The organism is Pseudomonas sp. ANT_H4 (assembly GCF_008369295.1).
Classification (GTDB): domain Bacteria; phylum Pseudomonadota; class Gammaproteobacteria; order Pseudomonadales; family Pseudomonadaceae; genus Aquipseudomonas.
In genome coordinates this window covers 22,192-48,340 of the sequence record NZ_VOBG01000006.1, presented here as the reverse complement: position 1 = coordinate 48,340, position 26,149 = coordinate 22,192, and the positions used below count along the sequence as shown (strand labels likewise).

The following is a 26,149-nucleotide window of genomic DNA, read 5'->3' as shown; positions in this document are numbered from 1 at the left end:
TCCCATCAATCCATGAAGCCCTGGAGCTTCAATTCGATGGAGCGCGGGTTCTCGCCCTCGGCAATCGACAGGATGCCTTCAAGCAGCATCTCGCGATAACGGGACTGGCGCATGGCGATAGACTTGAGCTTGCTGGCCACCGGCAACAGCAGCAGGTTGGCGCTGGCCACGCCATAGATGGTGGCGACAAACGCCACGGCGATACCGCTGCCCAGTTGCGAAGGGTCGCCCAAGTTGCCCATCACATGGATCAGGCCCATGACCGCACCGATGATGCCAATGGTCGGCGCGTAGCCGCCCATACTTTCAAAGACTTTGGCGGCGTTGATGTCGCGGCTTTCCTGGGTGTAGAAGTCCACTTCCAGGATGCTGCGAATGGCTTCCGGCTCGGCGCCATCCACCAGCAATTGCAGGCCTTTGCGCGCGTAGCTGTCGGGCTCGGCATCCGCCACGCCCTCAAGGCCCAGCAGGCCTTCCTTGCGCGCCGTGAGACTCCAGTTGACCACCCGATCGATGCCGCCTGGCAAATCCACACGCGGCGGAAAAATAATCCATATAAGGATCTGCATGGCGCGCTTGAACGAACTCAGGGGCGACTGCAACAACGCCGCCCCCACGGTACCGCCTATCACGATCAACGCCGCCGGGCCGTTGGCCAGAGCGCCGATATGGCCGCCTTCCAGGTAGTTGCCACCGATGATGGCGACAAATGCGAGGATGATGCCCAACAGGCTCAACACATCCATCAGAGACAGGCCTCCACCAAGTGCTTGCCGATGTCGTCCAGGCTGTAGACGGCGTCGGCCAGGTCGGCCTTGACGATGGCCATGGGCATGCCATAGATCACGCAGCTGGCTTCATCCTGGGCCCAGATCGCACTGCCGCCCTGTTTGAGCAGGCGCGCACCTTCGCGACCGTCGGCGCCCATGCCGGTGAGCACCACCGCCAGAACTTTGTCGCCGTAGGACTTGGCGGCGGAACCAAAGGTGATATCCACGCAGGGCTTGTAGTTCAGACGCTCGTCACCAGGCAGGATTTTGATCGCGCCACGGCCGTCGACCATCATCTGTTTGCCGCCAGGGGCCAGCAGGGCCAGGCCAGGGCGCAGGATGTCACCATCCTCGGCTTCCTTGACGCTGATGCGGCACAGCTTGTCCAGGCGCTCAGCGAAGGCCTTGGTGAACGCGGCGGGCATGTGCTGGATCAGTACGATAGGTGTCGGGAAGTTCGCCGGCAGTTGAGTCAACACCCGTTGCAGAGCTACCGGACCGCCGGTGGACGTACCGATGGCAACCAACTTGTAAGCCTTGCGCTTGGGGACCGGCGAATGGGTGCTGGGTGCCGCTGTACGAGCCGGCGCCACGGCAGCGCGCGCAACCGGTGCAGGTGCCGCGCGACCGAACGTGCTCGGCGCTACGGGAGGGGCTGCTACCGGGGCAGGCGCCGCAGCCCTGAAACTGCTGCGATTACTGCGCGAGATGCTGTGCACCTTCTCGCAGAGCATCTGCTTGACCTTCTCGGGGTTACGCGAGATGTCTTCGAAATTCTTCGGCAGGAAGTCCACGGCGCCAGCGTCCAGCGCATCGAGGGTCACTCGCGCGCCTTCGTGGGTCAGCGAGGAGAACATCAACACCGGGGTCGGGCAGCGCTGCATGATGTGCCGCACAGCGGTGATGCCATCCATCATCGGCATCTCGTAGTCCATGGTGATTACGTCCGGCTTCAACGCCAGAGCCTGATCGATCGCCTCTTTGCCGTTGGTGGCCGTACCGACCACCTGGATATTGGAATCCGCTGAAAGAATTTCCGAGACGCGGCGGCGGAAGAAACCCGAATCATCCACCACCAGAACCTTGACTACCATAACCACTCCGTTAGGCGAGGCGAGGGACAACCGCCCCACCCAGCCAGAATCAAATACGCCGTGCGGCGTAACGCTTGAGCATGCTCGGAACATCGAGAATCAGTGCGATCCGACCGTCACCGGTAATGGTCGCACCCGACATGCCCGGGGTTCCCTGCAGCATTTTGCCCAAAGGCTTGATGACCACTTCTTCCTGGCCTACCAGTTGATCGACGACAAAGCCGATACGCTGGGTGCCCACGGAGAGAATCACCACATGGCCTTCACGCTGCTCTTCATGTTTGGCCGAGGCCACCAGCCAGCGCTTGAGGTAGAACAGTGGCAACGCCTTGTCGCGCACGATCACTACTTCCTGGCCGTCCACCACGTTGGTGCGCGACAGGTCGAGGTGGAAGATTTCGTTGACGTTGACCAGCGGGAAGGCGAAGGCCTGGTTACCCAGCATCACCATCAGGGTGGGCATGATCGCCAAGGTCAACGGCACCTTGATGACGATCTTCGAGCCCTGGCCCTTGGTCGAGTAGATATTGATCGAGCCATTGAGCTGGCTGATCTTGGTTTTCACCACGTCCATGCCCACGCCACGGCCGGACACGTCGGAAATCTCGGTCTTGGTTGAGAAACCCGGTGCAAAAATCAGGTTGTAGCACTCGGTGTCCGTCAGACGGTCGGCGGCGTCCTTGTCCATCACGCCGCGCTTGACCGCGATGCCCCGCAGAATGTTCGGGTCCATGCCTTTGCCGTCATCAGAGATGGACAGCAGGATATGGTCGCCTTCCTGTTCCGCCGCCAGAATCACCTTGCCGCCACGGGTCTTGCCCGTTGCTTCACGTTCTTCCGGGGTTTCGATGCCGTGGTCAACGGCGTTGCGCACCAAGTGGACCAGCGGGTCGGCCAGGGCCTCGACAAGGTTTTTGTCGAGGTCGGTTTCTTCGCCCACCAGTTCCAGGTTGATCTCTTTCTTCAACTGCCGAGCCAAGTCGCGAACCAGGCGCGGGAAGCGGCCGAAGACTTTCTTGATCGGCTGCATCCGGGTCTTCATGACGGCGGTTTGCAGGTCAGCGGTGACCACGTCGAGGTTCGATACGGCCTTTTGCATGGCTTCATCGCCACTGTTAAGCCCCAGGCGCACCAGACGGTTACGCACCAGCACCAGCTCGCCGACCATGTTCATAATGTCGTCCAGCCGTGCGGTATCAACCCGTACAGTGGTTTCGGCTTCACTGACGGGTTGCTTGTCCGGGGTGGGGGCAGCAGGTGCTCGCGCTGGGGCCGGGGCAGGCACAGGTTTCGCAGCCACTGGTGCAGCGGCCTTGGCAGCAACCGGAGCCGGTGTGGCAACAGCGGCCGTGGCCGTGGCAGCAGCGGCAGGTGCGACATCGGAGAACTTGCCCTTGCCGTGCAGGTCATCGAGCAGGGATTCGAACTCGTGATCAGAGATCAGGCCATCGGCAGAGGGTGCGGCTGGCGCAGCAGCAGCCGCAGCGACTGCCGGCAGCGCTTCAGCGGCAAACGAGCCTTTGCCATGCAACTGATCCAGCAATGCTTCGAATTCGTCGTCGGTGATTTCATTGCTGGCAGGTGCAGCCGCTTTCACTGGCGCGGGCGTCGCCGCCACGGCGTCGGGGGCAAACTGGCCCTTGCCATGCAACTGGTCGAGCAACGACTCGAACTCGTCGTCGGTAATGTCTTCGGTAGTCGGCACCATTGCTTGTGTAGCGGCTACCGGAGCCTCAGCCTGGGCCTTGACGGCATTGAGCGAGTCCAGCAGTTGTTCAAATTCGCTGTCAGTGACATCACCTGCGGGCTCGGCCACAGGTTCAGCCACTGGTGCCGGTGCATTGGCAGCCGGTTCTGCCAGGCGCGCCAGAGCGGCCAGCAGTTGCGGGGTGGCGGCAGTGATCGGTGCACGTTCGCGCACTTCACTGAACATGCCGTTGACCGCGTCCAATGCTTCCAGAATCACGTCCATCAATTCCGAGTCGACGTGCCGCTCACCCTTGCGCAGGATGTCGAACACGTTCTCGGCGATGTGACAGCACTCCACCAGCTCATGGAGCTGGAGGAAGCCGGCGCCCCCTTTTACAGTGTGAAAACCGCGAAAAATTGCATTGAGCAGGTTCGCATCATCCGGTCGGCTTTCCAGCTCAACCAGTTGCTCGGACAGTTGCTCCAAAATTTCGCCGGCCTCTACAAGAAAATCCTGAAGGATTTCTTCATCGGCGCCGAAGCTCATGTACGTGTGCTCCTAAAATCCAAGACTGGACAGCAAATCGTCTACGTCATCTTGCCCTGACATAACGTCTTCACGTTTATCGGCATGAATCTGCGGACCTTCACCCTTGGCGAGGTGTTTTTGTGGATCTTTTTCCGAGAGGATCGCTTCGCGGTCATGTTCAATACCGGCAAAACGATCCACCTGCCCGGCCATCAGCACCAGTTTGAGCAAATTGCTTTCCACTTCAGTGACCAGTTGGGTCACCCGTTTGATCACCTGGCCGGTGAGGTCCTGGTAATCCTGGGCCAGCAGAATGTCGTTGAGGTTGCTGGAAACCGTGCGGTTTTCCTGCTCACAACGCGACAGAAATCCTTCGACCCGACGCGCCAGCTCACGAAATTCTTCGGCGCCCACTTCCCGGCGCATGAAACGGCCCCAGTCGGTGCTCAGCGCCTTGGCTTCATTGGCCATGCCGTTGACCAGGGGCGTGGAGTTTTCCACCAGGTCCATGGTGCGGTTGGCCGCAGCCTCAGTCAGCCTGACCACATAGGACAGGCGTTCGGTGGCATCGGTGATTTGCGAGATTTCTTCGGCCTGGGGCATGTGCGGGTCAATCTGAAAATTGACGATTGCACTGTGCAGCTCACGGGTGAGTTTGCCCACTTCCTGGTACAGGCCGCGATCACGGGTCTGGTTAAGCTCATGAATCAACTGCACCGCATCGCCGAACCGGCCTTTTTCAAGGCTTTCGACCAACTGGTGAGCATGTTTTTTCAGGGTCGATTCGAAATCGGCCTGCGATGATTCGTTATGCTCCATAGCTCCCCCGTGGCGACATCAATGGTTGATGCGTTCGAAGATTTTTTCGATCTTCTCTTTCAAGGCCAATGCGGTGAATGGCTTGACCACGTAGCCGTTGACCCCGGCCTGGGCGGCTTCGATGATCTGTTCACGCTTGGCTTCGGCGGTCACCATCAGCACGGGAAGGCTGCGCAGTTTTTCATCAGCGCGCACATGACGCAGCAAATCGATACCGGTCATGCCCGGCATGTTCCAGTCGGTTACCAGAAAGTCGATGCTCCCGCTGTTGAGGATCGGAATCGCTGTAATGCCGTCATCCGCCTCGACCGTGTTTGTGAACCCAAGGTCACGCAACAGGTTTTTTATGATCCGCCGCATCGTTGAGAAGTCATCAACGATGAGGATTTTCATGTTCTTGTCCAATTCGACCTCCAAGCAGTCTTAAACGCGTCCAGCACCTGGGCGCGCCATTTCAATCAACAGGCGTTACACAAAAAGGACTGCAGGGGTACACCACGGGCTAACCCGTCCACACCAAGAGCATGGACGGTGTCGTTCGCAGTGTCCCCACACTGCCTGTCAGCGCGCTCGCCACTCTCCCAAACGCCCCCGCAAGCGGGCCGCGCACTGGCTGTGTAACTGGCTGACCCGCGATTCGCTGACCCCCAGGACCTCACCGATTTCCTTGAGGTTCAGCTCTTCGTCGTAGTACAGCGCCAACACTAGTCGCTCACGCTCCGGCAAATTGGCAATCGCGTCCGCCAGTGCGCCCTGAAAGCGTTCATCTTCCAGATCGCGCGACGGTTCGAGATGAGCACTCGCGCCGTCCTCGTGCAGCCCTTCATGTTCGCCGTCCTGCAACAGGTCGTCGAAACTGAACAAGCGACTGCCCAAGGTATCGTTCAAAATCCCGTAGTAATCGTCGAGACTCAATTGGAGTTCGGCCGCAACTTCGTGATCTTTAGCGTCACGACCGGTTTTTGCTTCAATTGAGCGAATTGCGTCACTTACCATGCGGGTATTACGGTGGACCGAACGCGGCGCCCAATCACCTTTACGCACTTCGTCGAGCATCGCGCCACGGATACGGATACCCGCATACGTCTCGAAACTCGCACCCTTGCTCGCGTCATATTTGGTCGACACTTCGAGCAAGCCGATCATGCCTGCCTGGATCAGGTCTTCGACCTGAACGCTGGCGGGCAAGCGTGCCAGCAAGTGGTAGGCAATGCGCTTGACCAAGGGCGCATAGCGCTCAATCAATTCGCCTTGGCTATCACGAGCCGAACTCTTGTAAAGGTTGTAGCCGCTGGCTGTCATAACACCGGTCCTGCACTCGTCTGATGCACCAATCGCTCGACGAAAAACTCCAGATGCCCCCGCGGATTGGCGGGCAACGGCCAAGTATCGACCTTCTGAGCAATAGCCTTGAACGCCAGTGCGCACTTCGAACGAGGGAATGCTTCATAGACTGCACGCTGCTTTTGCACAGCCTTGCGCACACACTCGTCATAGGGAACTGCGCCAACATATTGTAAGGCGACATCGAGGAAGCGATCCGTGACCTTGGTCAACTTGGCGAACAGGTTGCGTCCTTCCTGCGGGCTTTGGGCCATGTTGGCCAGCACGCGGAAGCGGTTCATGCCGTAGTCGCGGTTAAGCAGTTTGATCAGGGCGTAGGCGTCGGTGATCGAGGTGGGCTCGTCGCAGACCACCAGCAACACTTCTTGCGCTGCGCGCACAAAGCTGACCACGGACTCACCGATCCCGGCGGCGGTGTCGATCACCAGCACGTCGAGGTTGTCGCCAATATCGCTGAAGGCCTGGATCAGGCCCGCATGCTGCGCCGGGCTCAGATGCACCATGCTCTGGGTGCCGGAGGCAGCCGGCACGATGCGAATCCCGCCGGGACCCTGCAACAGCACGTCGCGCAGCTCACAGCGGCCCTCGATGACATCGGCCAATGTATGTTTGGGCGTCAGTCCCAGCAGAACATCAACGTTCGCCAGTCCCAGGTCGGCATCCAGCAGCATGACGCGGCGGCCAAGCTCTGCCAGGGCCAGGGACAAATTCACTGACACGTTAGTTTTCCCGACGCCACCTTTGCCGCCGGTCACCGCGATCACCTGTACGGGATGCATGCTGCCCATTTTATTTCTTTACCTTGTCTTGCTTAGACGCAGGCTACATGAGGTGGTTGCGCGAACTGCTGGCAGACCATCGATGTAGGTACTTTGCACTGTCATTTTATATTGAAGGCCATGTTGCCCTCAGCCGACCCGTTTGGCCGGACTGTGGTAGAGATCCGCGAACATGTCAGCCATCGCTTCCTCACTGGGTTCTTCCTGCATTTGCACGCTGACGGCACGGCTGACCAACTGATGACGGCGCGGCAGATGTAAATCATCCGGGATCCGCGGCCCGTCGGTCAGGTAGGCGACCGGTAATTCATGACTGATTGCCAAACTCAGCACCTCGCCCAGACTCGCCGTTTCGTCAAGTTTAGTCAGGATGCAGCCGGCCAGCCCACAACGCTTGTAACTGTGGTACGCAGCGGTGAGAACCTGTTTCTGGCTGGTTGTTGCAAGCACCAGATAATTTTTTGACTTGATCCCGCGCCCAGCCAGGCTTTCCAGCTGCATGCGCAGGGCCGGATCGCTGGCTTGCAGGCCAGCGGTGTCGATCAACACCACGCGCTTGCGCAGCAGCGGATCGAGGGCGTTGGCCAACGACTGGCCTGGATCGACATGGGTCACCGGCACGTTGAGGATGCGGCCCAGGGTCTTGAGCTGTTCCTGGGCGCCAATGCGGTAGCTGTCCATGCTCACCAGCGCGATGTTCTGCGCGCCGTACTTGAGCACGTATCGGGCTGCCAGCTTGGCCAGGGTGGTGGTCTTGCCCATGCCGGCAGGGCCGACCATGGCAATCACGCCACCTTCTTCCAGAGGTTCGATTTCAGGGGTAACAATCATCCGCGCCAGATGGGCCAGCAACATGCGCCAAGCCTGGCGAGGCTCTTCAATTTCGGTGGTCAGCGCCAGCAGGTCGCGGGACAACGGGCCGGACAGGCCGATGCGTTGCAGGCGGCGCCAGAGGTTGGCCTGTTGCGGTTTGCTGCCCTGCAATTGGTTCCACGCCAACGAGCCAAGCTGCACTTCCAGCAACTCACGCAGGCCGTTGAGTTCAAAACGCATAGAGTCGAACACGCGCTGATCGACCGGGGCCGCCTGTGCGGGCGCCGCAGGCCGTGGTGGCTCGACAAAGGTCGGCTCCACCAGCGGCTCGGAGGCGGTCAGCGGCAGGCCGGCGAACAGCTGGCGATTGGTGGTGGCGTCGCTGTCGCCGCGCATGCTCAATTCGGCCTGGGCCGAGACAATGCGCGAGGCGGTCTTGCGCAGCTCGTCTTCCAGTTCCATGTTCGGTACGCGCGGCGCCAGCGCCGAGGGTTGGTAATCCAGGGCAGCCGTCAGCTCGACACCGCCGGCAATGCGACGGTTACCGATAATCGCGGCGTCGGCGCCCAGCTCATCACGAACCAGTTTCATGGCCTGACGCATATCGGCGGCGAAAAAACGCTTCACTTGCATAACCCACTACCTCAGCCGTTGGGGCCTACTGTCGCGACGATAGTCACTTGCTTATTGTCAGGAATTTCCTGATAAGCCAAAACGTGCAAATTCGGTACTGCCAGGCGTCCAAACCGCGACAACATCGCCCGAACGGGGCCTGCCACCAGCAGAATCACCGGTTGGCCCTGCATTTCCTGGCGCTGTGCGGCGTCAATCAACGAACGCTGCAGCTTTTCAGCCATGCTTGGCTCCAGCAGAACGCCCTCTTCCTGGCCTTGCCCTGCCTTCTGAATACTATTGAGCAATATTTGTTCCAACCTTGGTTCCAAGGTGATCACAGGCAGCTCGGAGTCAAGCCCTACAATGCTTTGGACAATGGCGCGGGACAATCCGACGCGCACCGCGGCGACCAGCGCGGCAGTATCTTGACTCTTGGCGGCATTGTTGGCGACGGCTTCGGCAATGCTGCGAATGTCCCGCACCGGCACCTGCTCGGCCAACAGCGCTTGCAGCACCTTGAGCAGTTGCGACAGCGACAGTATTCCCGGCACCAGCTCTTCAGCCAGTTTCGGCGAGGCTTTGGCCAGTAACTGCATGAGTTGCTGGACTTCTTCGTGGCCAATCAGCTCGTGGGAGTGCTTGTAGAGAATCTGGTTAAGGTGGGTGGCGACCACCGTGCTGGCATCCACCACGGTGTAGCCCAGGGACTGCGCCTGGTTGCGCTGACTGGCTTCGATCCACACGGCCTCCAGGCCAAAAGCCGGATCTTTGGCGGTTATGCCGCTGAGGGTACCGAAGACCTGGCCGGGGTTGATCGCCAACTCCCGGTCCGGGTAGATCTCGGCTTCTGCCAGGGTCACGCCCATCAAGGTCAGGCGGTAGGCGCTGGGGGCCAGGTCGAGGTTGTCACGAATGTGCACAGTGGGCATCAGAAAGCCCAGGTCCTGGGACAGCTTCTTGCGCACGCCCTTGATCCGCGCCAGCAATTGCCCGCCCTGGTTACGGTCCACCAGGGGAATCAGGCGGTAGCCCACTTCCAGGCCAATCATGTCGATAGGCGTCACGTCGTCCCAACCCAGCTCCTTGGTTTCCTGGGCACGGGACGGCGATGGCAGCAACTCCTGCTGACGTGCAACTTCTTGCAGCGCCTGGACCTTGACCCCGCTCTGCTTTTTCCAGAACAGGTAGGCCGCGCCCCCCGCGAGGGCTGCCATGGAAAGAAAGGACACATGGGGCATGCCAGGCACAATACCCATCACCGCCATGATCCCGGCCGCCACCGCCAGAGCCTTGGGCGAGGAGAACATCTGCCGATTGATCTGCTTGCCCATGTCTTCGGAGCCCGAAGCACGGGTCACCATGATCGCGGCAGCGGTGGACAACAGCAGTGATGGCAATTGCGCCACCAAACCGTCACCGATGGTCAGCAAGGCGTAGACCCTGCCGGCGTCGCCGAAGGTCATGCCATGCTGGAAGATACCGACCGCCATGCCGCCGATCAGGTTGATGAACAGAATCAGCAGGCCGGCGATGGCGTCACCGCGCACGAACTTGCTCGCACCGTCCATGGAGCCGTAGAACTCGGCTTCCTGGGCCACTTCCAGGCGACGGTTCTTGGCCTGGTTCTGGTCGATCAGGCCGGCGTTGAGGTCGGCGTCGATAGCCATTTGCTTGCCGGGCATGGCGTCGAGGGTGAAACGCGCGCTCACCTCGGAAATCCGCCCGGCGCCCTTGGTCACTACCACGAAGTTGATGATCATCAGGATCGCGAACACCACGATACCGACCACATAGTTACCGCCGATCACCACCTCGCCGAAGGCCTGGATCACCTTGCCCGCAGCGGCGTGGCCGTCCTGGCCGTGAAGCATGACCACCCGCGTGGAGGCGACGTTGAGCGCCAGCCTCAGCAAGGTGGCGACCAGCAAAATAGTGGGGAAAACCGCGAAATCCAAGGGCCGCAGGGCGTAGACGCACACCAGCAGCACGACGATGGACAGGGCAATGTTGAAGGTGAAGAACACGTCGAGCAGGAACGGCGGCATCGGCAACATCATCATTGCCAGCATGACCAACAGCAACAACGGTACGCCCAGATTGCCTCGTGAAAGGTCTGTCAGCGTGCCTCGGGCATTGTTGAGCATTTGAGAACGATCCACCGGTATTCCTCGTTTCCTTGAAGCAAACTTTTGACGCCAGAAGGCGACGTGAAGGCGTCATTGCAAGAAGCCTTCCAACTTTTGCTTGAAGGCGCAGATCGTTCTCTCGCCCTGCGTGGGAATGATCGGCATGCCCCGCTCTCCCGATATCAATGTCCCGTAGCAGCTGTCGAGTGGAACGAGGCTGCGTTGGGGGCGACTCGGTGCTGGGGGCTGATCTGAAAGCGGTGGTGCAGCCAACGTAGCCTCGCTTAGGCTCGACAACTGCTACGACGGGGGGCCTGACTTCGAAAGGGTCATTGCTGGCAACATAAGCCTTAGGAATCGCGACGCAAATCCGGCGGGATCGGCAGGTCCTTGAGGGGGTCTGGGCGCTTGCCCTTGCCAGCGCGGTATTGGCGGATCTGATAGACGTAAGCCAACACTTGGGCCACCGCCAGATAAAGACCGGCAGGAATTTCGTGATCCAGGTCGGTGGAGTAGAAAATCGACCGGGCCAGTTCTGGCGATTCCAGCAGCAGGATATCGTTGGCCACGGCGATTTCGCGGATTTTCAGGGCGGTAAAGTCGCTGCCCTTGGCCAGCAGCATCGGTGCGCCGCCCTTCTCCGGGTCGTACTTGAGGGCCACGGCGTAGTGAGTCGGGTTGGTGATGACCACATCAGCATCGGGAACCGACGACATCATCTTGCGCTGGGACATCTCGCGCTGCAGTTGGCGAATGCGCTGCTTCACTTCCGGCCGGCCTTCCTGGTCCTTGTGCTCGTCGCGCACTTCCTGCTTGGTCATCAGCAGTTTCTTGTGGCTTTCCCACAACTGCACCGGGACGTCGACGGCGGCGATCAACAGCAGGCCGAGGGCCATCCACAGTGAACTCCAGCCCACTACCTGGACGCTATGGATGATCGCCAGCTCCAGCGGTTCATGGGCGATGCGCTGCAAATCGTCGATATCCGCTGACAACACCGCCAGCGCCACAAACAAAATAATGAAGAACTTGGCCAGGGCCTTGAGCAACTCAATCAGCGCCTTGGCCGAAAACATCCGCTTGATCCCGGCACCAGGGTTCATCCGGCTGAATTTAGGCGCCAGGCTGCCGGCGGCAAACAGCCAGCCACCGAGGGAAATCGGCCCAATGATTGCTGCCAGCAGCAACGTGACCAGCACCGGCTGCATCGCGAGGATGGCAATTTTCCCCGAGTGCAGCAGGTAGATGCCCATGGAGCGCTGATCCAGCAGTACCTCGCGAGGCAAGGAGAAGTTCAGGCGCATCAACTCCATCAGATCAATCGCCAGGCCACCGCCGTAGATCAGCAGGCCACCGGCACCGGCAAGCATCACCGCAAGGGTATTGAGCTCTTTGGAGCGGGCAATCTCGCCCTTTTCCCTGGAGTCCTTTTTTCGTTTGTCCGTGGGGTCTTCTGTCTTGTCCTGACCACTCTCGCTCTCGGCCATGGCTCAGCGCGCCCGTGCCAGATCACGTAAAAACTGCAAGGCGTCACTGGCCAGCGGTTGATACTGATTGAGAATGTCGGCCATGCCGATCCAGAAAATCCCCATGCCCAGCACCAGGGTCAGGGGGAAACCGATGGAGAAGATGTTCAACTGCGGCGCCGCCCGGGTCATCACGCCAAAGGCGATGTTGACCACCAGCAGCGCGGTGATCGCCGGCAGCACCAGCAGCAAGGCGGCGCCCAGCACCCAACTGAGGCGGCCCACCAGCTCCCAGAAGTGACTGACCACCAGCCCCTCACCCACCGGCAAGGTGGTGAAGCTTTCGGTGAGCACTTCGAACACCACCAGGTGGCCGTTCATGGCCAAAAACAGCAAGGTCACCAGCATGGTCAGAAATTGCCCGATTACCGCCACCGACACGCCGTTGGTGGGGTCGACCATGGAGGCAAAGCCCATGCCCATCTGGATCGAGATCACCTGCCCGGCAATCACAAAGGCCTGGAAAAACAGTTGCAGGGAAAACCCCAGCAGCGCGCCGATCAGGATCTGCTCGGCAATCAGCAGCAACGCACTCAGGTCCAGGGCACTGACGGTGGGCATCGGCGGCAAGCCAGGGACAAGCACCACTGCGATCGCTACCGCAAAAAACAGGCGCACTCGCTTTGGAACCAGGGTAGTACCGAACACCGGCATGGTCATCAGCACGGCGGCGATGCGAAACAGCGGCAGCATGAATGAGGCCACCCAGGTGCCGATCTGCGCGTTGGTCAACTCCAGCAGCGGGCTCATCAGCCGATCAGCTGCGGAATACTGCCATACAGCTGCAGGATGTATTCCATGAAGGTTTGCACCAGCCAGGGACCTGCGACGATCAGGGTGACCAGCATCACCAGCAGACGCGGGAGGAAGCTCAAGGTTTGTTCATTGATCTGGGTCGCGGCCTGGAACATCGCCACCAGCAGGCCCACCAATAGGCTGGGCACCACCAGCACGGCCACCATCATGGTGGTCAGCCATAACGCTTCGCGAAACAGGTCGACTGCGACTTCTGGGGTCATGAGGCGTTACCTATCGAACTAAACACCACCAAAACTGCCAGCCAGGGTGCCGATAATCAGCGCCCAACCATCCACCAGCACAAACAGCATGATCTTGAACGGCAAGGAAATGATCAGCGGCGACAGCATCATCATACCCATTGCCATAAGCACACTGGCCACCACCAGGTCGATGATCAGGAACGGGATGAAAATCATGAAGCCTATCTGGAATGCCGTCTTCAGTTCCGAGGTGACGAACGCCGGCACCAGAATGGTCAGCGGCGCCTGGTCAGGGCTGGCAATGTCGGTGCGCTTGGACAGGCGCACGAACAGCTCAAGGTCGCTGGAGCGGGTCTGGGACAGCATGAAATCCTTGATCGGGCCCTGGGCCTTGTCGATCGCGTCCTGGGCCGTCATTTTCTCGGCCAGGTACGGTTGCAGGGCTTGCTGGTTCACCTTGTCAAACACCGGGGCCATGATGAACAGCGTCAAAAACAACGCCATGCCGGTAAGGATCTGGTTCGACGGCGTCTGCTGCAGGCCCAGGGCCTGACGCAGGATCGAGAAGACGATGATGATGCGGGTGAAGCTGGTCATCAGCATGACGAACGCCGGGATAAAGCTCAGCGCAGTCATGATCAACAGGATCTGCAGGCTGACCGAATACTCCTGCGCCCCGGCCGCGTTGGTGCCCAGGGTGATCGCCGGGATCGACAACGGGTCGGCCCCCAGTGCCAGAGGCGCAGCCAGCAACAGCATGAGCGTCAATAAAACGCGCATCACTTCTTATCCTTCTGGTCCTTGCCCAACAACTCCATCAGGCGCTGGGCGAACTCCGGCGTAGCCGTTTGGGTCTGGGCCACGTGCACCGGCTGCTTGAGTACATGCAGCGGGGTGATGCGGCCGGGAGTGATGCCCAGCAGAATCTGTTCTTCACCCACTTGCACCAGCACCAGCCGGTCACGCGGGCCAAGGGCTCGCGACCCCACCACTTCAATGACCTGGGCATTACCCGGACCGATGCGCTGCACCCGGCGCAATAGCCAGGCCAGGACAAAAATCAGCCCGACCACCAGCAACAAGCCCAGTACCAGTTGGGTCAGTTGCCCGGCCATGCCACTGCTGACAGCAGGCGCTGCCGCTTGAACCACCGGTTCAGCCGCCAAGGCGCTTAATGGCAGCGCCCACAACAGTCCCACCACCAAGCGCTTCATGTCAGCGCAACTTCTTGATGCGTTCGCTTGGGCTGATCACGTCCGTCAGGCGGATGCCGAACTTTTCGTTGACCACCACCACTTCGCCGTGGGCGATCAGCGTGCCGTTGACCAGCACATCCAGCGGCTCGCCGGCCAGGCGGTCGAGTTCGATCACTGAACCCTGGTTGAGTTGCAGCAGGTTGCGGATGTTGATTTCGGTGCTGCCCACTTCCATGGAAATCGACACCGGGATGTCGAGGATCACGTCCAGGTTCGGACCGTCCAGGGTCACCGGCTCGTGGTTCTTCGGCACGCTGCCGAACTCTTCCAGGGGCAGGCGATTGCCCGCCGGTGCGGTGGCGGCATCGGCGGCCAGCAGCGCGTCGATATCGTCCTGGCCGACATCACCGGTTTCCTCCAGGGCCGCTGCCCATTCGTCAGCCAGGGCCTGGTCTTCGGCGGAAGTGTTCTCGTGGTCGGTAGCCATTACATGTCCTCGGCGGAGCAAACATTCATAAATTAGGGATGGATCAGCGACGGTTGATCGGTTCGATCACTTGCAACGCCAGGTTGCCCTTGTGGGAACCGAGCTTGACCTTGAACGACGGCACACCATTGGCGCGCATGATCAATTCTTCCGGCAGCTCGATGGGAATCACATCCCCCGGCTGCATGTGCAAAATGTCCCGCAGGCGCAACTGGCGACGGGCTACCGTAGCGCTTAACGGCACATCGACGTCCAGCAGGTCTTCGCGCAGGGCCTTGACCCAGCGTTCGTCCTGGTCGTCCAGGTCGGACTGGAAACCGGCGTCGAGCATTTCCCGTACCGGCTCGATCATCGAGTACGGCATGGTCACGTGCAGGTCGCCGCCACCGCCATCGAGTTCGATGTGGAAGGTGGAAACCACAACGGCTTCGCTGGGGCCGACGATGTTGGCCATGGCCGGGTTCACTTCCGAGTTGATGTACTCGAAATTGACTTCCATGATCGCCTGCCAGGCTTCTTTCAAATCGATGAAAGCCTGCTCCAGCACCATGCGCACCACCCGCAATTCGGTGGGGGTGAATTCGCGGCCTTCGATCTTGGCGTGACGGCCGTCACCACCGAAGAAGTTATCCACCAGCTTGAATACCAGCTTGGCGTCGAGGATGAACAGCGCGGTACCGCGCAACGGCTTGATCTTCACCAGGTTGAGGCTGGTGGGCACGTACAGCGAGTGCACGTATTCGCCGAACTTCATCACCTGCACGCCGCCCACCGCCACGTCCGCCGAGCGGCGCAACATGTTGAACATGCTGATACGGGTGTAACGAGCGAAACGTTCGTTGATCATTTCCAGGGTCGGCATGCGTCCACGGACAATGCGATCCTGGCTGGTCAGGTCGTAGCTTTTGACGCTGCCGGGCTCGGCAGCCATTTCGGTCTCTACCAGACCGTCGTCGACACCGTGGAGCAACGCATCGATTTCATCCTGGGACAGCAGGTCCTGCACGGCCATGTCGTGATCCTACTGCAATACGAAATTAGTGAAGAGCAACTGCTCGACCACGACTTTGCCGATTTCCTTCTGAGCCACTTCCTGCACGCTGGCAGTCGCTTTCTGGCGCAACATCTCCTGGCCCACCGGAGTGATCAGGCTGTCGAAGCTCTGTGCGGAGAACAGCATCACCAGGTTATTACGGATAACCGGCATATGCACTTTGAGGGCATCCAGGTCCGCCTGGTTACGCGCCAGCAGGGTAATGCTCACCTGCAAGTAGCGTTGACGGCCGTTCTGGTTGAAGTTGGCGACAAAGGCCGGGAGCATCTGCTCGAAGATTGCCGGTTGCTTGACGTTGCTGTTGGCCTCGACGACAGACACCGGCTTGCTCTGGGCGCTGTGCATAAAGTACCAGGTCGCGCCCACCGACAAGCCGATCGCCAGGAACAAGGCCAGGACAATCAGCAGGATAAGCTTGAGCTTGCCCTTGCCTGCCGGTGCGGGTGCTGCTGTTGCTGCGTCGTCACTCTTCGCCATGCCAATAATCCGTCACTATTCGGGTTTTCACAGATCCACGGCAAGGCAAGAGCAAGTGTTATGCCAGAGTTGTCTGATCGAACTGAAGAGTAACGCGATATCCGCAACACCGCGTAGCCAATGTGGGTACGGGCTTAATGTGGCGAGCGGGCTTGCCTGCTCGCCACAGAGGAAGCTTTCCCAGCCAGATCAGGCGTAGTAATCCACGGCACTGGAACCGATCACTGTACGGACAGCCGGCGCGGCGACTTCGGCCACGTCACCTGCCCCGCCCCCCTCATGCCCATCACCGCGCTCGCCGCTGCCACTGACGCCACGGCTCTGATTCTGCTGTTGCTCCTGTCCCTGTCCCTGCCAACCGCGAGACTGGTCGGAAACATTGACGTCCACTTGCCCCATGCCCTGCTGGGCGAACATTTCCCGCAGCCGCCCCGACTGGCTTTCCAGGGCTTCACGCACCACCGCATGGCTGCTCATGAAGTTGACCTGGGCCTGCTGGTCCGCCGTGATGTTCACGCGAATATCCAGGCGACCCAGTTCCGCTGGTTGCAGCTGAATTTCTGCCGACTTGAGGTTGGCGCTGGACAGGTACATGACCCGGTTCACCACTTCCTCGGTCCAGCCGCCCTGGTGCATGGCCAACGGCTGGTTGTTGAGGGGCAAGGCATTGGCGGTTTTCGGCGTCGCTGCCTGGGTCAATGCCGCCAGGCGATTGGCGAAGTCGTCGACACGGGTGTCGCTGCTGGCGTTCTTAAGGTCTTTGAGGCCGTCTTCGATCAAGCCACTGAAAGCCTTGTCACCGCCCTGGTCAGTGCTGTCCTTGGCCGCCTGCTGATCCACCATGGCCGCCAGGCCGTTGGCGAAATTTTGTGCGGCGGTGGGCTCAGCCTGGGTCGGGGCGGCTTTTTGTGAGGCCTGACTGCTGGCCGAGATGTGCCCACCCTGCTCCATCGCCAGGCGTACGGCCGGCAATGCATCCAGTGGATCGGCTTCTGGATCGAAGGCCGGCTTGACATCTTCAGAGACAACCGGCAGCGCAACAACGGCAACCGGCTTGGCAGCGTCGTCCACAGGTACTGGAGCGGGAAGCGGCACTGGCGTGACTGCAGCCGCCAGCGCCGGGTCAACGACCGGGTCGACCGGTGGCTGCTGAACCAGCGCAGGGTCCTTGGTCGTATCGTCATCGGTGCTGGCCGCTGCGTCGGTCTTGCTCGGCGAGCCAGGCAAGTTCTTGCCGCTATCGGCAACCGCTGGAGTACCAGCGGCAGGCTTGTCATTGCTGAAATCTTTCTTGGCGCTGGTGTCGGCGGGCTTGTCGCGGTTTGGTTTGGGCGCCATGTCCGTGGACTTGGTCGGCGTTACCTGCGACTCCTTGGCGTACATCTGAGCGAAGCCCGGCCCCTTGGCACGCGGGCCCGCGACCACTGCCGGAGCATTGGCGGAGGAAGCTTTAGGCTTGACCGCAGGGGCAGCCTGAAGGAGCGAGTTCGGGGCGAGAGGCATAAGTGAGGTCTCCACTGCACAGGGTCGAGGGCGCAGTAAGAAGAGGTAGAGCAAGAGTCGGGCCAGGTTTATGCAAGGCTTCGACTCTCGCGGGGATCAGAGCTGGAAGCGCTGACGCTCGTGCTCATATAACGGCCGTATAAAGGCAAACTCATGATCAATCTCGTCCACCAGCGCCCCCAAGCCAACCTGCGCCTGCTTCGCCGATTCATCTTCCAATCGCCGACACAGCTCCGCCAGGCGTAAAGCCCCGAGGTTGCCACTGCTGCCTTTGAAACTATGGGCAATCTTGCCCAAGGTGTTGGCATCATTGCGAGCATCACGCAGCGCTTGTACGCGTTTTTGCGAGTCATCCAAAAACGTATCCAGCAGTTTCGGATACTCGCCTTCCATTACTTCCTGCAAACCCATCAACACATCAGGGTCCAAATGAATCTCTGCCACTTGCTCGCTCCTTGATCAAGAATCGGCGCGATTATGCCAGAGCCTCCCAGGAAAACTCTACGCAGACACTGCGCCCACCGTCCGACCAGCGTACATCGCCACTGAGCTGGCGGACCAGGCTCAGGCCGCGGCCGGACAGACGGTCGACGTCCAGCGGCCGCGCCAGCACCTGCTCTACGTCAAAGCCTGGCCCACTGTCTTCGATACGCAGGGTCAGGCAACCACCCACCGGCGTCGGCACCACGTTGACATGCACTCGCACAAAGCCGCTGTCCAACTGCCCCAGGCGCTCGTTGCGCTGGCGGTAATAATTGGCGAAACCCTGGGCGTCACGCTTGAGGCGCGAGTCCAAGCCCAGCACGCCGTGCTCCAGAGCGTTGGAATACAGCTCGGCCATTACGCTGTACAGCGCCCCGCTCTGCCCCCGCAAGCCGTGGATTTCCAGCAACAACTGCAGCAAATACGGCAGCGGGTTGTAACGCTTGAGGGTCTCGGCGCGAAACTCGAAGCTCACCGACCAATCCAGCGGGCACGACTGGCCGCTGTCGGAATAGACCATGGTCGGCGACCGCAAGGGCTGGTCGGGCAGCAGGCTGACTTCCACCATGCTGATGTCGTCCCGCACCTGGCCGCGAAAACCGGCGAGGGCTTGTTCGATTTCTTCGAACAGCTGTTCAGGCTGGCGATTGGCAGCAAATACCTGCAGTAACCGCTCGGCACCAAACAACTGTTCATTGACATCGGCGGTATCGAGCACACCATCGGACAACAAGAAGACCCGGTCGCCCAACGCCATCGGCCAGACCTCGGTGCGATCACTAAAGGACTCGGCCGCCAGCACCCCCAAGGGTAAATGCCGCGACACCAGCGGCGTGCGCCGGCCGCTGGCTACCTCATGCACATAGCCGTCGGGCATGCCGCCGTTCCATACTTCCACCATCCGGCGCTGGGCGCTCAGGCACAACAACGTCGCGCAGCAGAACATATCCACCGGCAGGATACGTTTGAGCTTGGCGTTCATTTCCCGCAGGGTTTGCGCCAGGCCGTAGCCCTTGGCGGTCATGCCGTAGAACACTTCCGCGAGCGGCATCGCGCCGATAGCTGCCGGAAGGCCATGGCCGGTAAAGTCGCCCAATAAAACGTGCATATCGCCAGAGGGCGTATAGGCCGCCAGCAACAGGTCACCGTTGAACAAGGCATAGGGCGATTGCAGATAACGAATATTCGACGCTGCATTGAGGCAGCCGGAATGGGCAACCTTGTCGAACACCGCCTTGGCCGCCCGCTGCTCATGGAGCAGGTAGTCGTTGTGCCGAGCAATTAGGTCGCGCTGCTGCAACACCGTGGCCTGCAAGCGGCGCAGACGATCCATGGCGTTGATCTTCGCCGCCAGGATCACTTGGTTGTAAGGCTTGGCCAGGAAGTCGTCACCACCGGCGTCCAGGCACCGGGCCAGGGCTTCGCTCTCGCGCAGGGAGGTGAGGAAGATGATCGGCACCAGCGCCTCCCCCGCCAGGTGCTTGATCTGCCGGGCAGCCTCAAAGCCGTCCATCACCGGCATCAGCGCATCCATCAAGACCAATTGCGGGCGCTCGCGAGCGAACACCTCCACGGCTTCCTGACCATTGCTGGCGGTAAGCACCAAATGGCCCTGGCGGCGGACGATGGTCGACAGCAACAGACGGTCGGCGGCGCTGTCTTCGGCGATCAGGACGGTCAGGGCTTCGAGCACCGGGGCCAAGGTGCTCAACTGATGTCGAACAGTTTGTCGAAGTTGGAGATGGCGAGGATTTTACGTACGTCGCAGCTGCTATTGATTACACGCACGTCAGGCTCCCGGCCCTGGCCCTCGGCGTAGTCGCGCAGCAGCAGAAGCATGCCCAGCGCGGAGCTGTCGAGGTAGGTGGCTTCTTTCAAATCCACGACGTAAGTCTCGGGCTTCTTGGCGATGTGTTCGTAGGAATCGCGAAACTCTTGATGCTTGCCGAAATCGAATCGCCCCTTGATCGAAATCGTCACCTTTTGCCCGTCTGCGGATACTTCTGTAGCAACTGACATACAACTGCTTCCTTGTCATTGGCAATGTGCAACAAGGTTTAGCAGGTGAAGGGGATGGGGGCAAATCCATGTAGGAGTCGGTGCAATAGCTAATAGACGTCTTGGCGCGGCAAGCGCTGGGACAATTCATCCAGCAGCTTCTGCTCGCGCTTGTCTTCCAGGGTGCGGGCTTCTTCGATGTAGCGCCGCACCAGCTTGCGCAGGCCTTCGACCCGGGCGTAGGCCTGTTGCCAGCCTTCGCGGGCCTTGTCGAGGTTGTTCTGGTGCCAGACCAGGCTTTGGCGCTGCTGGCCGACAGCCGTTTCCAGTTGGTTAAGGAAGTACTGGTAATTCATCAGCCACTGCCCGGAAACCCCGTGGCTGCCGCGGGCGATCCATTGCTGCTGGTATTCGCCGCGAAAGCGCTCCAGGTCGCCCAGCTTGCTTTCCGCCAGGCGCACCTGGCCCTGGAAATGCCCCAACCGCTGGACGGCGGTGCGTTCGGCGCTTTCGGCCATCTCCACCACTGGCGCCAGGCGGGCTGCGCGACTTGTAGCCACGGCTTAACCGCCGGGCGCAGGTGCGAACACCGACGCCAGGTGCCCTTCGCTCTCGGCCATGCTGATGTTGTCGTTGAGGCCCTGGCGCAGGTAGGTGACCAACTGCGGTTGCAGGGCAATCGCCAGGTCAGTCTCGCGATCACCGCCGGGCACGTAGGCGCCAACGCTGATCAGGTCGCGACTCTGCTGATAGCGCGACCACAATTGCTTGAACTGCTGGGCCCGGGCCATATGTTCAGGGCTGACCACCGACGGCATCACCCGACTGATGGACGCTTCGATGTCGATGGCCGGGTAGTGTCCTTCCTCCGCCAAGCGCCGGGACAACACGATGTGGCCGTCGAGCACGCCCCGGGCCGAGTCGGCTATTGGGTCCTGCTGGTCATCACCTTCGGACAGCACCGTGTAGAACGCCGTGATCGAACCACCACCGGCCTCGGCATTACCGGCGCGTTCCACCAGCTTGGGCAGCTTGGCGAACACCGATGGAGGATAACCCTTGGTGGCCGGCGGCTCGCCGATGGCCAGGGCGATTTCCCGCTGGGCCTGGGCGAAACGCGTGAGGGAGTCCATCAGTAACAGGACATTCTTGCCCTTGTCGCGAAAATATTCGGCGATACGCGTGCAGTACATCGCTGCGCGCAAGCGCATCAGCGGCGCATCATCCGCCGGCGAGGCAACCACCACGGAGCGCTTGAGGCCTTCTTCGCCGAGAATGTTCTCGATGAATTCCTTGACCTCGCGGCCCCGCTCACCGATCAGCCCGACCACGATAATGTCGGCCTCGGTAAAACGGGTCATCATGCCCAGCAGCACACTCTTGCCCACGCCGGTACCGGCGAACAGGCCCAGGCGCTGGCCGCGGCCCACCGTCAATAAACCGTTGATGCAGCGAATGCCCACGTCCAGCGGCTGGCTGATGGGGTTGCGCTTGAGGGGGTTGATGGTGGGGCCGTCCATCGGCACCCAGTCTTCGGCTTTCATCCCGCCCTTGCCGTCGAGGGCGCGACCGGCGCCGTCGAGTACCCGGCCAAGCATGCCCATGCCCATGGGCAAGCGGCCGGTGTCGGCCAATGGCACGACCCGCGCACCGGGAGCTATACCGGCGAGACTGCCAACGGGCATCAGGAAAATCTTGTTGCCGGAGAAGCCCATCACTTCCGCCTCGACCTGCACCGGGTGATAGCTGTCGTCGTTGATCACCATGCAGCGGCTGCCCATGGCAGCGCGCAGGCCTTCGGCTTCCAGGGTCAGGCCGACCATGCGCAGCAGCCGACCTTCGAGGATTGGCTGGCCCGGCAACTCGGCGACTTCGACATAGCCGCCCAGGCGCTTGGCGAAGCTGGTGCGATCAAGGCGCATCAGAAGCGTCCAGGTCGTCGTTTAATTCAAGATGCAGATCAGCTGCCGCCGGGTGCAGCGCCTGCTCGTGCAACTGGTCAAAAAGTTTGGCCATGATCTGGCTGATACGCGTCTCGACGGTGGCATCGATACGGCTGTGTTCGGTCTCGACCCGGCAACCGCCCGGCTGCAGCGCGGCATCTTCAACGATGCGCCAGGTTTCCTCATGGCGTTCGCGCAGGCCTTTGACCTGCTCGAAATCCTGGGGATTGATGTACAGGCGCACATTGCCCACGCCCAACGGCAGCAACTTGAGGGCTTCGCGCATGACGCTTTCGATCTGGGTCGAGTCCATCTTCAGCTCGCGCTGGATCACCTGGCGAGTGATCTGTTCCACCAGGCCGACCATGGCCTTTTCGATCTGCGAATCCTGGTCGGCGATGGGCGCAAACAAGTTGCCCATTAACCGTTCCAGGCTGGCCAGCTTGGCGCTCAGGGCGGCGTCAGCTTCCTGGCGGACCTTGAGAGTGGTGCTATGGAAGCCTTCTTTCTCGCCGGTGGCAAAGCCTTCGTTGTAAGCCTCCTGACGAATGCTTTCCAGCTCTTCCAGGGTCAGTGGCTGGACTTCGTCCAGGGGCACTTCTTCCATTTCCACCGGGGTTTCTTCAACAGGTTCCGGCTCGGGCTCGGGCCGGTGCGGGTCGAAGCTGGGCAGCGACCAGACGTCAAACCCGCCAACATCCCGGGCGCGAATCAAATCACTGGGCGTCTCATCTTTGTTCGACATGTGCGGCGCCTTAGATCATTTCTTCGCCGCCCTTCCCGCCGAGAACGATTTCTCCGGCTTCGGCCATACGGCGGGCAATGGTGAGGATTTCCTTCTGCGCGGTTTCCACATCGCTGACGCGTACCGGGCCCTTGGCCTCCAGGTCGTCGCGCAACAGTTCGGATGCCCGCTTGGACATGTTCTTGAAGATCTTTTCCTTGACGCCCTCATCCGAGCCTTTAAGGGCAAGTACCAGCACATCGGAGGAGACTTCGCGCAGCAGCGCCTGGATGCCACGGTCGTCGACATCCGACAGGTTGTTGAAGACAAACATAAGGTCTTCGATCTGCACGGACAGGGTGTCGTCGATCTCGCGGATCGAGTCCATCAACTGGCCCTCGATGGAGCTGTCGAGGAAGTTCATGATGTCCGCCGCACGCTTGATGCCACCCAGGGTGGTGCGCGAGGCGTTGGAGTTGCCCGAGAATTGCTTCTCGAGAATGGTGTTCAGCTCTTTCAAGGCCGCCGGTTGCACGGTGTTCAACGACGAGACCCGCAGGATGATGTCCAGGCGTACCTTGTGGTCGAAATGACCAAGCACTTCGCCAGCCTGGTCCGGGTCCAGATACGCCACGACAATGGCCTGGATCTGCGGGTGTTCGTAGCGGATCACGTCCGCCACGGCACGGGGTTCCATCCACTTCAGGCTGTCGAGGCCGCTGGTGTTGCCGCCCAGCAGGATGCGGTCGATCAGGCCGTTGGCCTTGTCCTCGCCGAGGGCTGAGGTGAGCATCTTGCGAATATAGCTGTCGGAACCGACGCCCAGGCTGGTCTGGTCGCCGACGATCTCGACGAACTCGCTCATCACCTGTTCGACCTGCTCGCGGTGCACATTGCGCATTTGCGCCATGGCCACGCCAACACGCTGAACCTCTTTGGGGCCCATGTGGCGCAGCACTTGGGCGGCGTCGGTTTCCCCCAGGGACAGCAGCAGCACGGCGGCTTTGTCGACCTTGGAGAGTTTGGCTACAGCAGCTCGACTATCACTCATCTGCGTTAATCCACTCTTTCACGACCTGGGCCACACGACCCGGATCTTCTGCCACCAAACTCTTGATTGCGTTCAACTGTGCGTCATAGCCTTCGCTCGGGCTAGGCAGCAAGATGCTTTGCGGGCCGCCGAGGCTGACTCGGTCGTTGGCCAATTCACCATCCAGGCCGCCCATGCCACCCAACTCGACATCGCTACCGCCAAAGGGTGCCAGTTGCTTCTTGCCGTGGCCGGTGATGTTGTTGAGCACCGGGCGCAGCACGCCGAACACCAGCACCAGGATGAACAGCACACCCAGTACTTGTTTGACGATATCCCAGAACCATGGCATCGAGTAGAACGGGGTCTCAGCGATCACTTCACCGCGCTCCAGGGAGAACGGCATGTTGATCACGCTGACGCTGTCGCCACGGCTGGCATCAAAGCCCACGGCGTCCTGCACCAGGCGGGTGAAGCGCGCCAATTCGTCGGTGCTCCACGGTGCGCGGCTGGTTTCGCCGTTGGCGGCGTTGATCTTGACCTGATCATCCACCACCACCGACACCGACAGGCGATTCAAGCGACCTTGTTGCTGCTTGGTGTGGCTAATGGAACGGTCCAGCTCGAAGTTCTTGGTGGACTGTTGACGTTTGTCCGCAGGGTACGGCGCAAGCATCGGCTGGCCGGTGGCTGGGTCCATAATCTGCTGGCCGTTGGCGTCGAGCAGCGGCTGGCCGGGCTGGATCGCGGCAGCGGTAGCCGCAGCACCACCTGTGGTTTGCGGGGCCGAAGCCGGGGCTGGCGGCTGATTGCTCAGGGCCCCGGGCACGCCTTGCGGGCCACTGCTGGCGGTACGTTGTTCGCTGGTCGATTGCTCACTGCGCAGCGCCGGCTGGTCCGGGTTGAACTGCTCGGACGTCGACTCGATCGCGCTGAAGTCCACGTCGGCGGACACTTCAGCCTTGTAGCGATCATTGCCCAACACCGGTTGCAGGATGTTATGCACCCGCTGGGTCAGCATGCTTTCCATACGACGACTGTAGTCGAACTGCTTGCCGGCCATGGTCAGTGCGGAGTTTTCCGCCTGGTCGGAGAGCAGGTTGCCCTTCTGGTCGACCACGGTGATTTGCGACTTGCTCAACTCGGGAACGCTGGTGGCCACCAGGTTGATGATCGCCAGGACCTGGCCAGGCTCAAGGGAGCGGCCGGAAAACAGCTCAACCAAGACCGAGGCGCTGGGTTTGCGTTCATCGCGCACAAACACCGAGCTTTTCGGAATCGCCAGGTGCACGCGGGCACCCTTGACGTTATTCAGGCTGGAGATGGTGCGTGCCAGCTCGCCTTCCAGGCCACGACGGTAGCGGGTGGCTTCCATAAACTGGCTGGTACCCAGACCCTGGTCCTTGTCGAGGATTTCAAAACCGATATTGCCGTCGGTGGGGGTGACGCCGGCTGCCGCCAGTTTCATCCGCGCACGGGATACGTCATCGGCTTTTACCAGCAACGCGCCGGAATTGGGCTCGACGGTGTAGGCGATGTCGGCGGTGGCCAGGGTTTCCATGATCTGCTTGGCGTCCATACCCGCCAGGCTGCCGTAGAGCGGCCGGTAATCGGGTTGCTGGGACCACAGCACCACGGCAAAACCAATCGCCACGCTGGCAGCCAGGCCGACCATCAGGCCCACCTGACGCAACATGGTCATCTCGGAAAGGTTTTCCAGGAACGACAGGCCAAACAGCGGCGGTTTGCCGTCTGGCTTAGCGGGTGCGTTATCCACGACTGCTTCTGCCATGACTCAAATCGTCCTTAAACCGGCATCTGCATGATGTCTTGATAGGCCTGAACCAGCTTGTTGCGCACCTGCGTCAAGGCCTGGAAGGAAACACTGGCCTTTTGCGAGGCGATCATCACGTCGGTCAGGTCCACGCCGCTCTTGCCGATCTCGAAGGCAGTCGCCAATTGGCTGGAAGCCTGTTGGGTATCGCTGACCTTGTTGATGGCTTGACCGAGCATGTCGGCAAAGTTGCTCTTGCCCAATTCCGGCACTTGCGTGACGGATTTCGAGCTAGCCATGGCATCCATTTGCATGGAGCGCATATCCAACATCAACCGATTGAACTCAACACCTTGGCTCATGAACTTCTCTCTC

The 26,149-nt window shown here is 60.5% G+C and carries 27 protein-coding genes; all 27 read right to left on the bottom strand.

All coding sequences use genetic code 11. The features are described 5' to 3' along the window. Positions 1 to 5 precede the first annotated feature (5 nt). The 27 genes from FQ182_RS09470 to fliE all read right to left on the bottom strand — a co-directional run bounded on the left by FQ182_RS09470 (position 6) and on the right by fliE (position 26,136). Positions 6 to 746, bottom strand: a complete 741-nt coding sequence (locus FQ182_RS09470) for a flagellar motor protein (RefSeq protein ID WP_133099128.1) — start codon at positions 744 to 746, stop codon at positions 6 to 8. After that, positions 746 to 1,864 (bottom strand): chemotaxis response regulator protein-glutamate methylesterase, encoded by a 1,119-nt coding sequence (locus FQ182_RS09465; RefSeq protein WP_149411401.1) that lies wholly within the window; start codon positions 1,862 to 1,864, stop codon positions 746 to 748. The genes FQ182_RS09470 and FQ182_RS09465 overlap by 1 nt, the downstream gene beginning before the upstream one ends. Before the next feature lie 49 nt (positions 1,865 to 1,913). After that, entirely contained in the window at positions 1,914 to 4,100 is a 2,187-nt protein-coding gene (locus FQ182_RS09460; RefSeq protein WP_149411400.1) for a chemotaxis protein CheA, read from the bottom strand. Between the two features lie 12 nt (positions 4,101 to 4,112). Then, complete coding sequence (locus FQ182_RS09455; protein WP_149411399.1) at positions 4,113 to 4,901, bottom strand: protein phosphatase CheZ; 789 nt, start codon at positions 4,899 to 4,901, stop codon at positions 4,113 to 4,115. 18 nt (positions 4,902 to 4,919) lie between these two features. Next, positions 4,920 to 5,294, bottom strand: a complete 375-nt coding sequence (locus FQ182_RS09450) for a chemotaxis response regulator CheY (protein ID WP_178114421.1) — start codon at positions 5,292 to 5,294, stop codon at positions 4,920 to 4,922. 168 nt (positions 5,295 to 5,462) lie between these two features. Next, the gene (gene fliA / locus FQ182_RS09445) at positions 5,463 to 6,203 is read right to left on the bottom strand and encodes an RNA polymerase sigma factor FliA (protein WP_133099133.1); all 741 of its coding nucleotides are present in this window, start codon (positions 6,201 to 6,203) and stop codon (positions 5,463 to 5,465) included. Beyond that, positions 6,200 to 7,033, bottom strand: a complete 834-nt coding sequence (gene fleN, locus FQ182_RS09440; protein WP_003192912.1) for a flagellar synthesis regulator FleN — start codon at positions 7,031 to 7,033, stop codon at positions 6,200 to 6,202. The genes fliA and fleN overlap by 4 nt, the downstream gene beginning before the upstream one ends. 120 nt (positions 7,034 to 7,153) lie before the next feature. Continuing rightward, positions 7,154 to 8,470, bottom strand: a complete 1,317-nt coding sequence (flhF, locus tag FQ182_RS09435) for a flagellar biosynthesis protein FlhF (protein ID WP_149411398.1) — start codon at positions 8,468 to 8,470, stop codon at positions 7,154 to 7,156. Between the two features lie 11 nt (positions 8,471 to 8,481). Continuing rightward, the gene (gene flhA, locus FQ182_RS09430; protein ID WP_371923868.1) at positions 8,482 to 10,596 is read right to left on the bottom strand and encodes a flagellar biosynthesis protein FlhA; all 2,115 of its coding nucleotides are present in this window, start codon (positions 10,594 to 10,596) and stop codon (positions 8,482 to 8,484) included. A gap of 332 nt (positions 10,597 to 10,928) precedes the next feature. Then, entirely contained in the window at positions 10,929 to 12,065 is a 1,137-nt protein-coding gene (gene flhB / locus FQ182_RS09425) for a flagellar biosynthesis protein FlhB (RefSeq protein ID WP_149411396.1), read from the bottom strand. A gap of 3 nt (positions 12,066 to 12,068) precedes the next feature. Next, positions 12,069 to 12,845 (bottom strand): flagellar biosynthetic protein FliR, encoded by a 777-nt coding sequence (gene fliR, locus FQ182_RS09420; RefSeq protein ID WP_178114428.1) that lies wholly within the window; start codon positions 12,843 to 12,845, stop codon positions 12,069 to 12,071. 8 nt (positions 12,846 to 12,853) lie between these two features. Next, positions 12,854 to 13,123 carry a flagellar biosynthesis protein FliQ gene (gene fliQ / locus FQ182_RS09415; protein WP_003175300.1) on the bottom strand — a complete coding sequence of 90 codons (270 nt, stop codon included), beginning with the start codon at positions 13,121 to 13,123 and terminating at the stop codon, positions 12,854 to 12,856. A gap of 18 nt (positions 13,124 to 13,141) precedes the next feature. Continuing rightward, positions 13,142 to 13,885, bottom strand: coding sequence for a flagellar type III secretion system pore protein FliP (fliP, locus tag FQ182_RS09410; RefSeq protein WP_149411394.1), 744 nt, complete (start codon positions 13,883 to 13,885; stop codon positions 13,142 to 13,144). Beyond that, positions 13,885 to 14,319: a flagellar biosynthetic protein FliO gene (fliO, locus tag FQ182_RS09405; protein ID WP_149411393.1), complete on the bottom strand. Its 435-nt coding sequence runs from the start codon at positions 14,317 to 14,319 to the stop codon at positions 13,885 to 13,887. The genes fliP and fliO overlap by 1 nt, the downstream gene beginning before the upstream one ends. 1 nt (position 14,320) lies before the next feature. Further along, complete coding sequence (gene fliN, locus FQ182_RS09400; protein WP_149411392.1) at positions 14,321 to 14,788, bottom strand: flagellar motor switch protein FliN; 468 nt, start codon at positions 14,786 to 14,788, stop codon at positions 14,321 to 14,323. A 43-nt stretch (positions 14,789 to 14,831) separates the two neighbouring features. Beyond that, positions 14,832 to 15,800 (bottom strand): flagellar motor switch protein FliM, encoded by a 969-nt coding sequence (gene fliM, locus FQ182_RS09395; protein ID WP_149411391.1) that lies wholly within the window; start codon positions 15,798 to 15,800, stop codon positions 14,832 to 14,834. Between the two features lie 9 nt (positions 15,801 to 15,809). Next, the gene (gene fliL / locus FQ182_RS09390) at positions 15,810 to 16,319 is read right to left on the bottom strand and encodes a flagellar basal body-associated protein FliL (protein ID WP_149411390.1); all 510 of its coding nucleotides are present in this window, start codon (positions 16,317 to 16,319) and stop codon (positions 15,810 to 15,812) included. 189 nt (positions 16,320 to 16,508) lie between these two features. Continuing rightward, a complete protein-coding gene (locus FQ182_RS09385; RefSeq protein ID WP_149411389.1) occupies positions 16,509 to 17,822 on the bottom strand; it encodes a flagellar hook-length control protein FliK in 1,314 nt (437 codons plus the stop codon). Between the two features lie 96 nt (positions 17,823 to 17,918). Next, positions 17,919 to 18,266 (bottom strand): Hpt domain-containing protein, encoded by a 348-nt coding sequence (locus FQ182_RS09380; RefSeq protein ID WP_149411388.1) that lies wholly within the window; start codon positions 18,264 to 18,266, stop codon positions 17,919 to 17,921. A gap of 31 nt (positions 18,267 to 18,297) precedes the next feature. Then, positions 18,298 to 20,016, bottom strand: a complete 1,719-nt coding sequence (locus tag FQ182_RS09375; protein ID WP_149411387.1) for a fused response regulator/phosphatase — start codon at positions 20,014 to 20,016, stop codon at positions 18,298 to 18,300. Further along, positions 20,013 to 20,324 (bottom strand): STAS domain-containing protein, encoded by a 312-nt coding sequence (locus FQ182_RS09370; RefSeq protein WP_149411386.1) that lies wholly within the window; start codon positions 20,322 to 20,324, stop codon positions 20,013 to 20,015. Before FQ182_RS09370 ends, FQ182_RS09375 begins: the two co-directional genes overlap by 4 nt. Positions 20,325 to 20,413: 89 nt before the next feature. Further along, on the bottom strand, positions 20,414 to 20,863 hold the full coding sequence (fliJ, locus tag FQ182_RS09365; RefSeq protein WP_133099146.1) for a flagellar export protein FliJ: 450 nt from the start codon (positions 20,861 to 20,863) through the stop codon (positions 20,414 to 20,416). Between the two features lie 3 nt (positions 20,864 to 20,866). Next, on the bottom strand, positions 20,867 to 22,225 hold the full coding sequence (fliI, locus tag FQ182_RS09360) for a flagellar protein export ATPase FliI (RefSeq protein ID WP_149411385.1): 1,359 nt from the start codon (positions 22,223 to 22,225) through the stop codon (positions 20,867 to 20,869). Further along, positions 22,215 to 22,991 (bottom strand): flagellar assembly protein FliH, encoded by a 777-nt coding sequence (gene fliH / locus FQ182_RS09355; protein WP_149411384.1) that lies wholly within the window; start codon positions 22,989 to 22,991, stop codon positions 22,215 to 22,217. The genes fliI and fliH overlap by 11 nt, the downstream gene beginning before the upstream one ends. A gap of 10 nt (positions 22,992 to 23,001) precedes the next feature. Further along, positions 23,002 to 24,021, bottom strand: a complete 1,020-nt coding sequence (gene fliG, locus FQ182_RS09350; protein ID WP_133099149.1) for a flagellar motor switch protein FliG — start codon at positions 24,019 to 24,021, stop codon at positions 23,002 to 23,004. After that, on the bottom strand, positions 24,014 to 25,792 hold the full coding sequence (gene fliF / locus FQ182_RS09345; protein WP_149411383.1) for a flagellar basal-body MS-ring/collar protein FliF: 1,779 nt from the start codon (positions 25,790 to 25,792) through the stop codon (positions 24,014 to 24,016). The genes fliG and fliF overlap by 8 nt, the downstream gene beginning before the upstream one ends. 14 nt (positions 25,793 to 25,806) lie before the next feature. Further along, positions 25,807 to 26,136, bottom strand: coding sequence for a flagellar hook-basal body complex protein FliE (gene fliE, locus FQ182_RS09340; protein ID WP_133099151.1), 330 nt, complete (start codon positions 26,134 to 26,136; stop codon positions 25,807 to 25,809). Between the last annotated feature and the right edge of the window lie 13 nt (positions 26,137 to 26,149).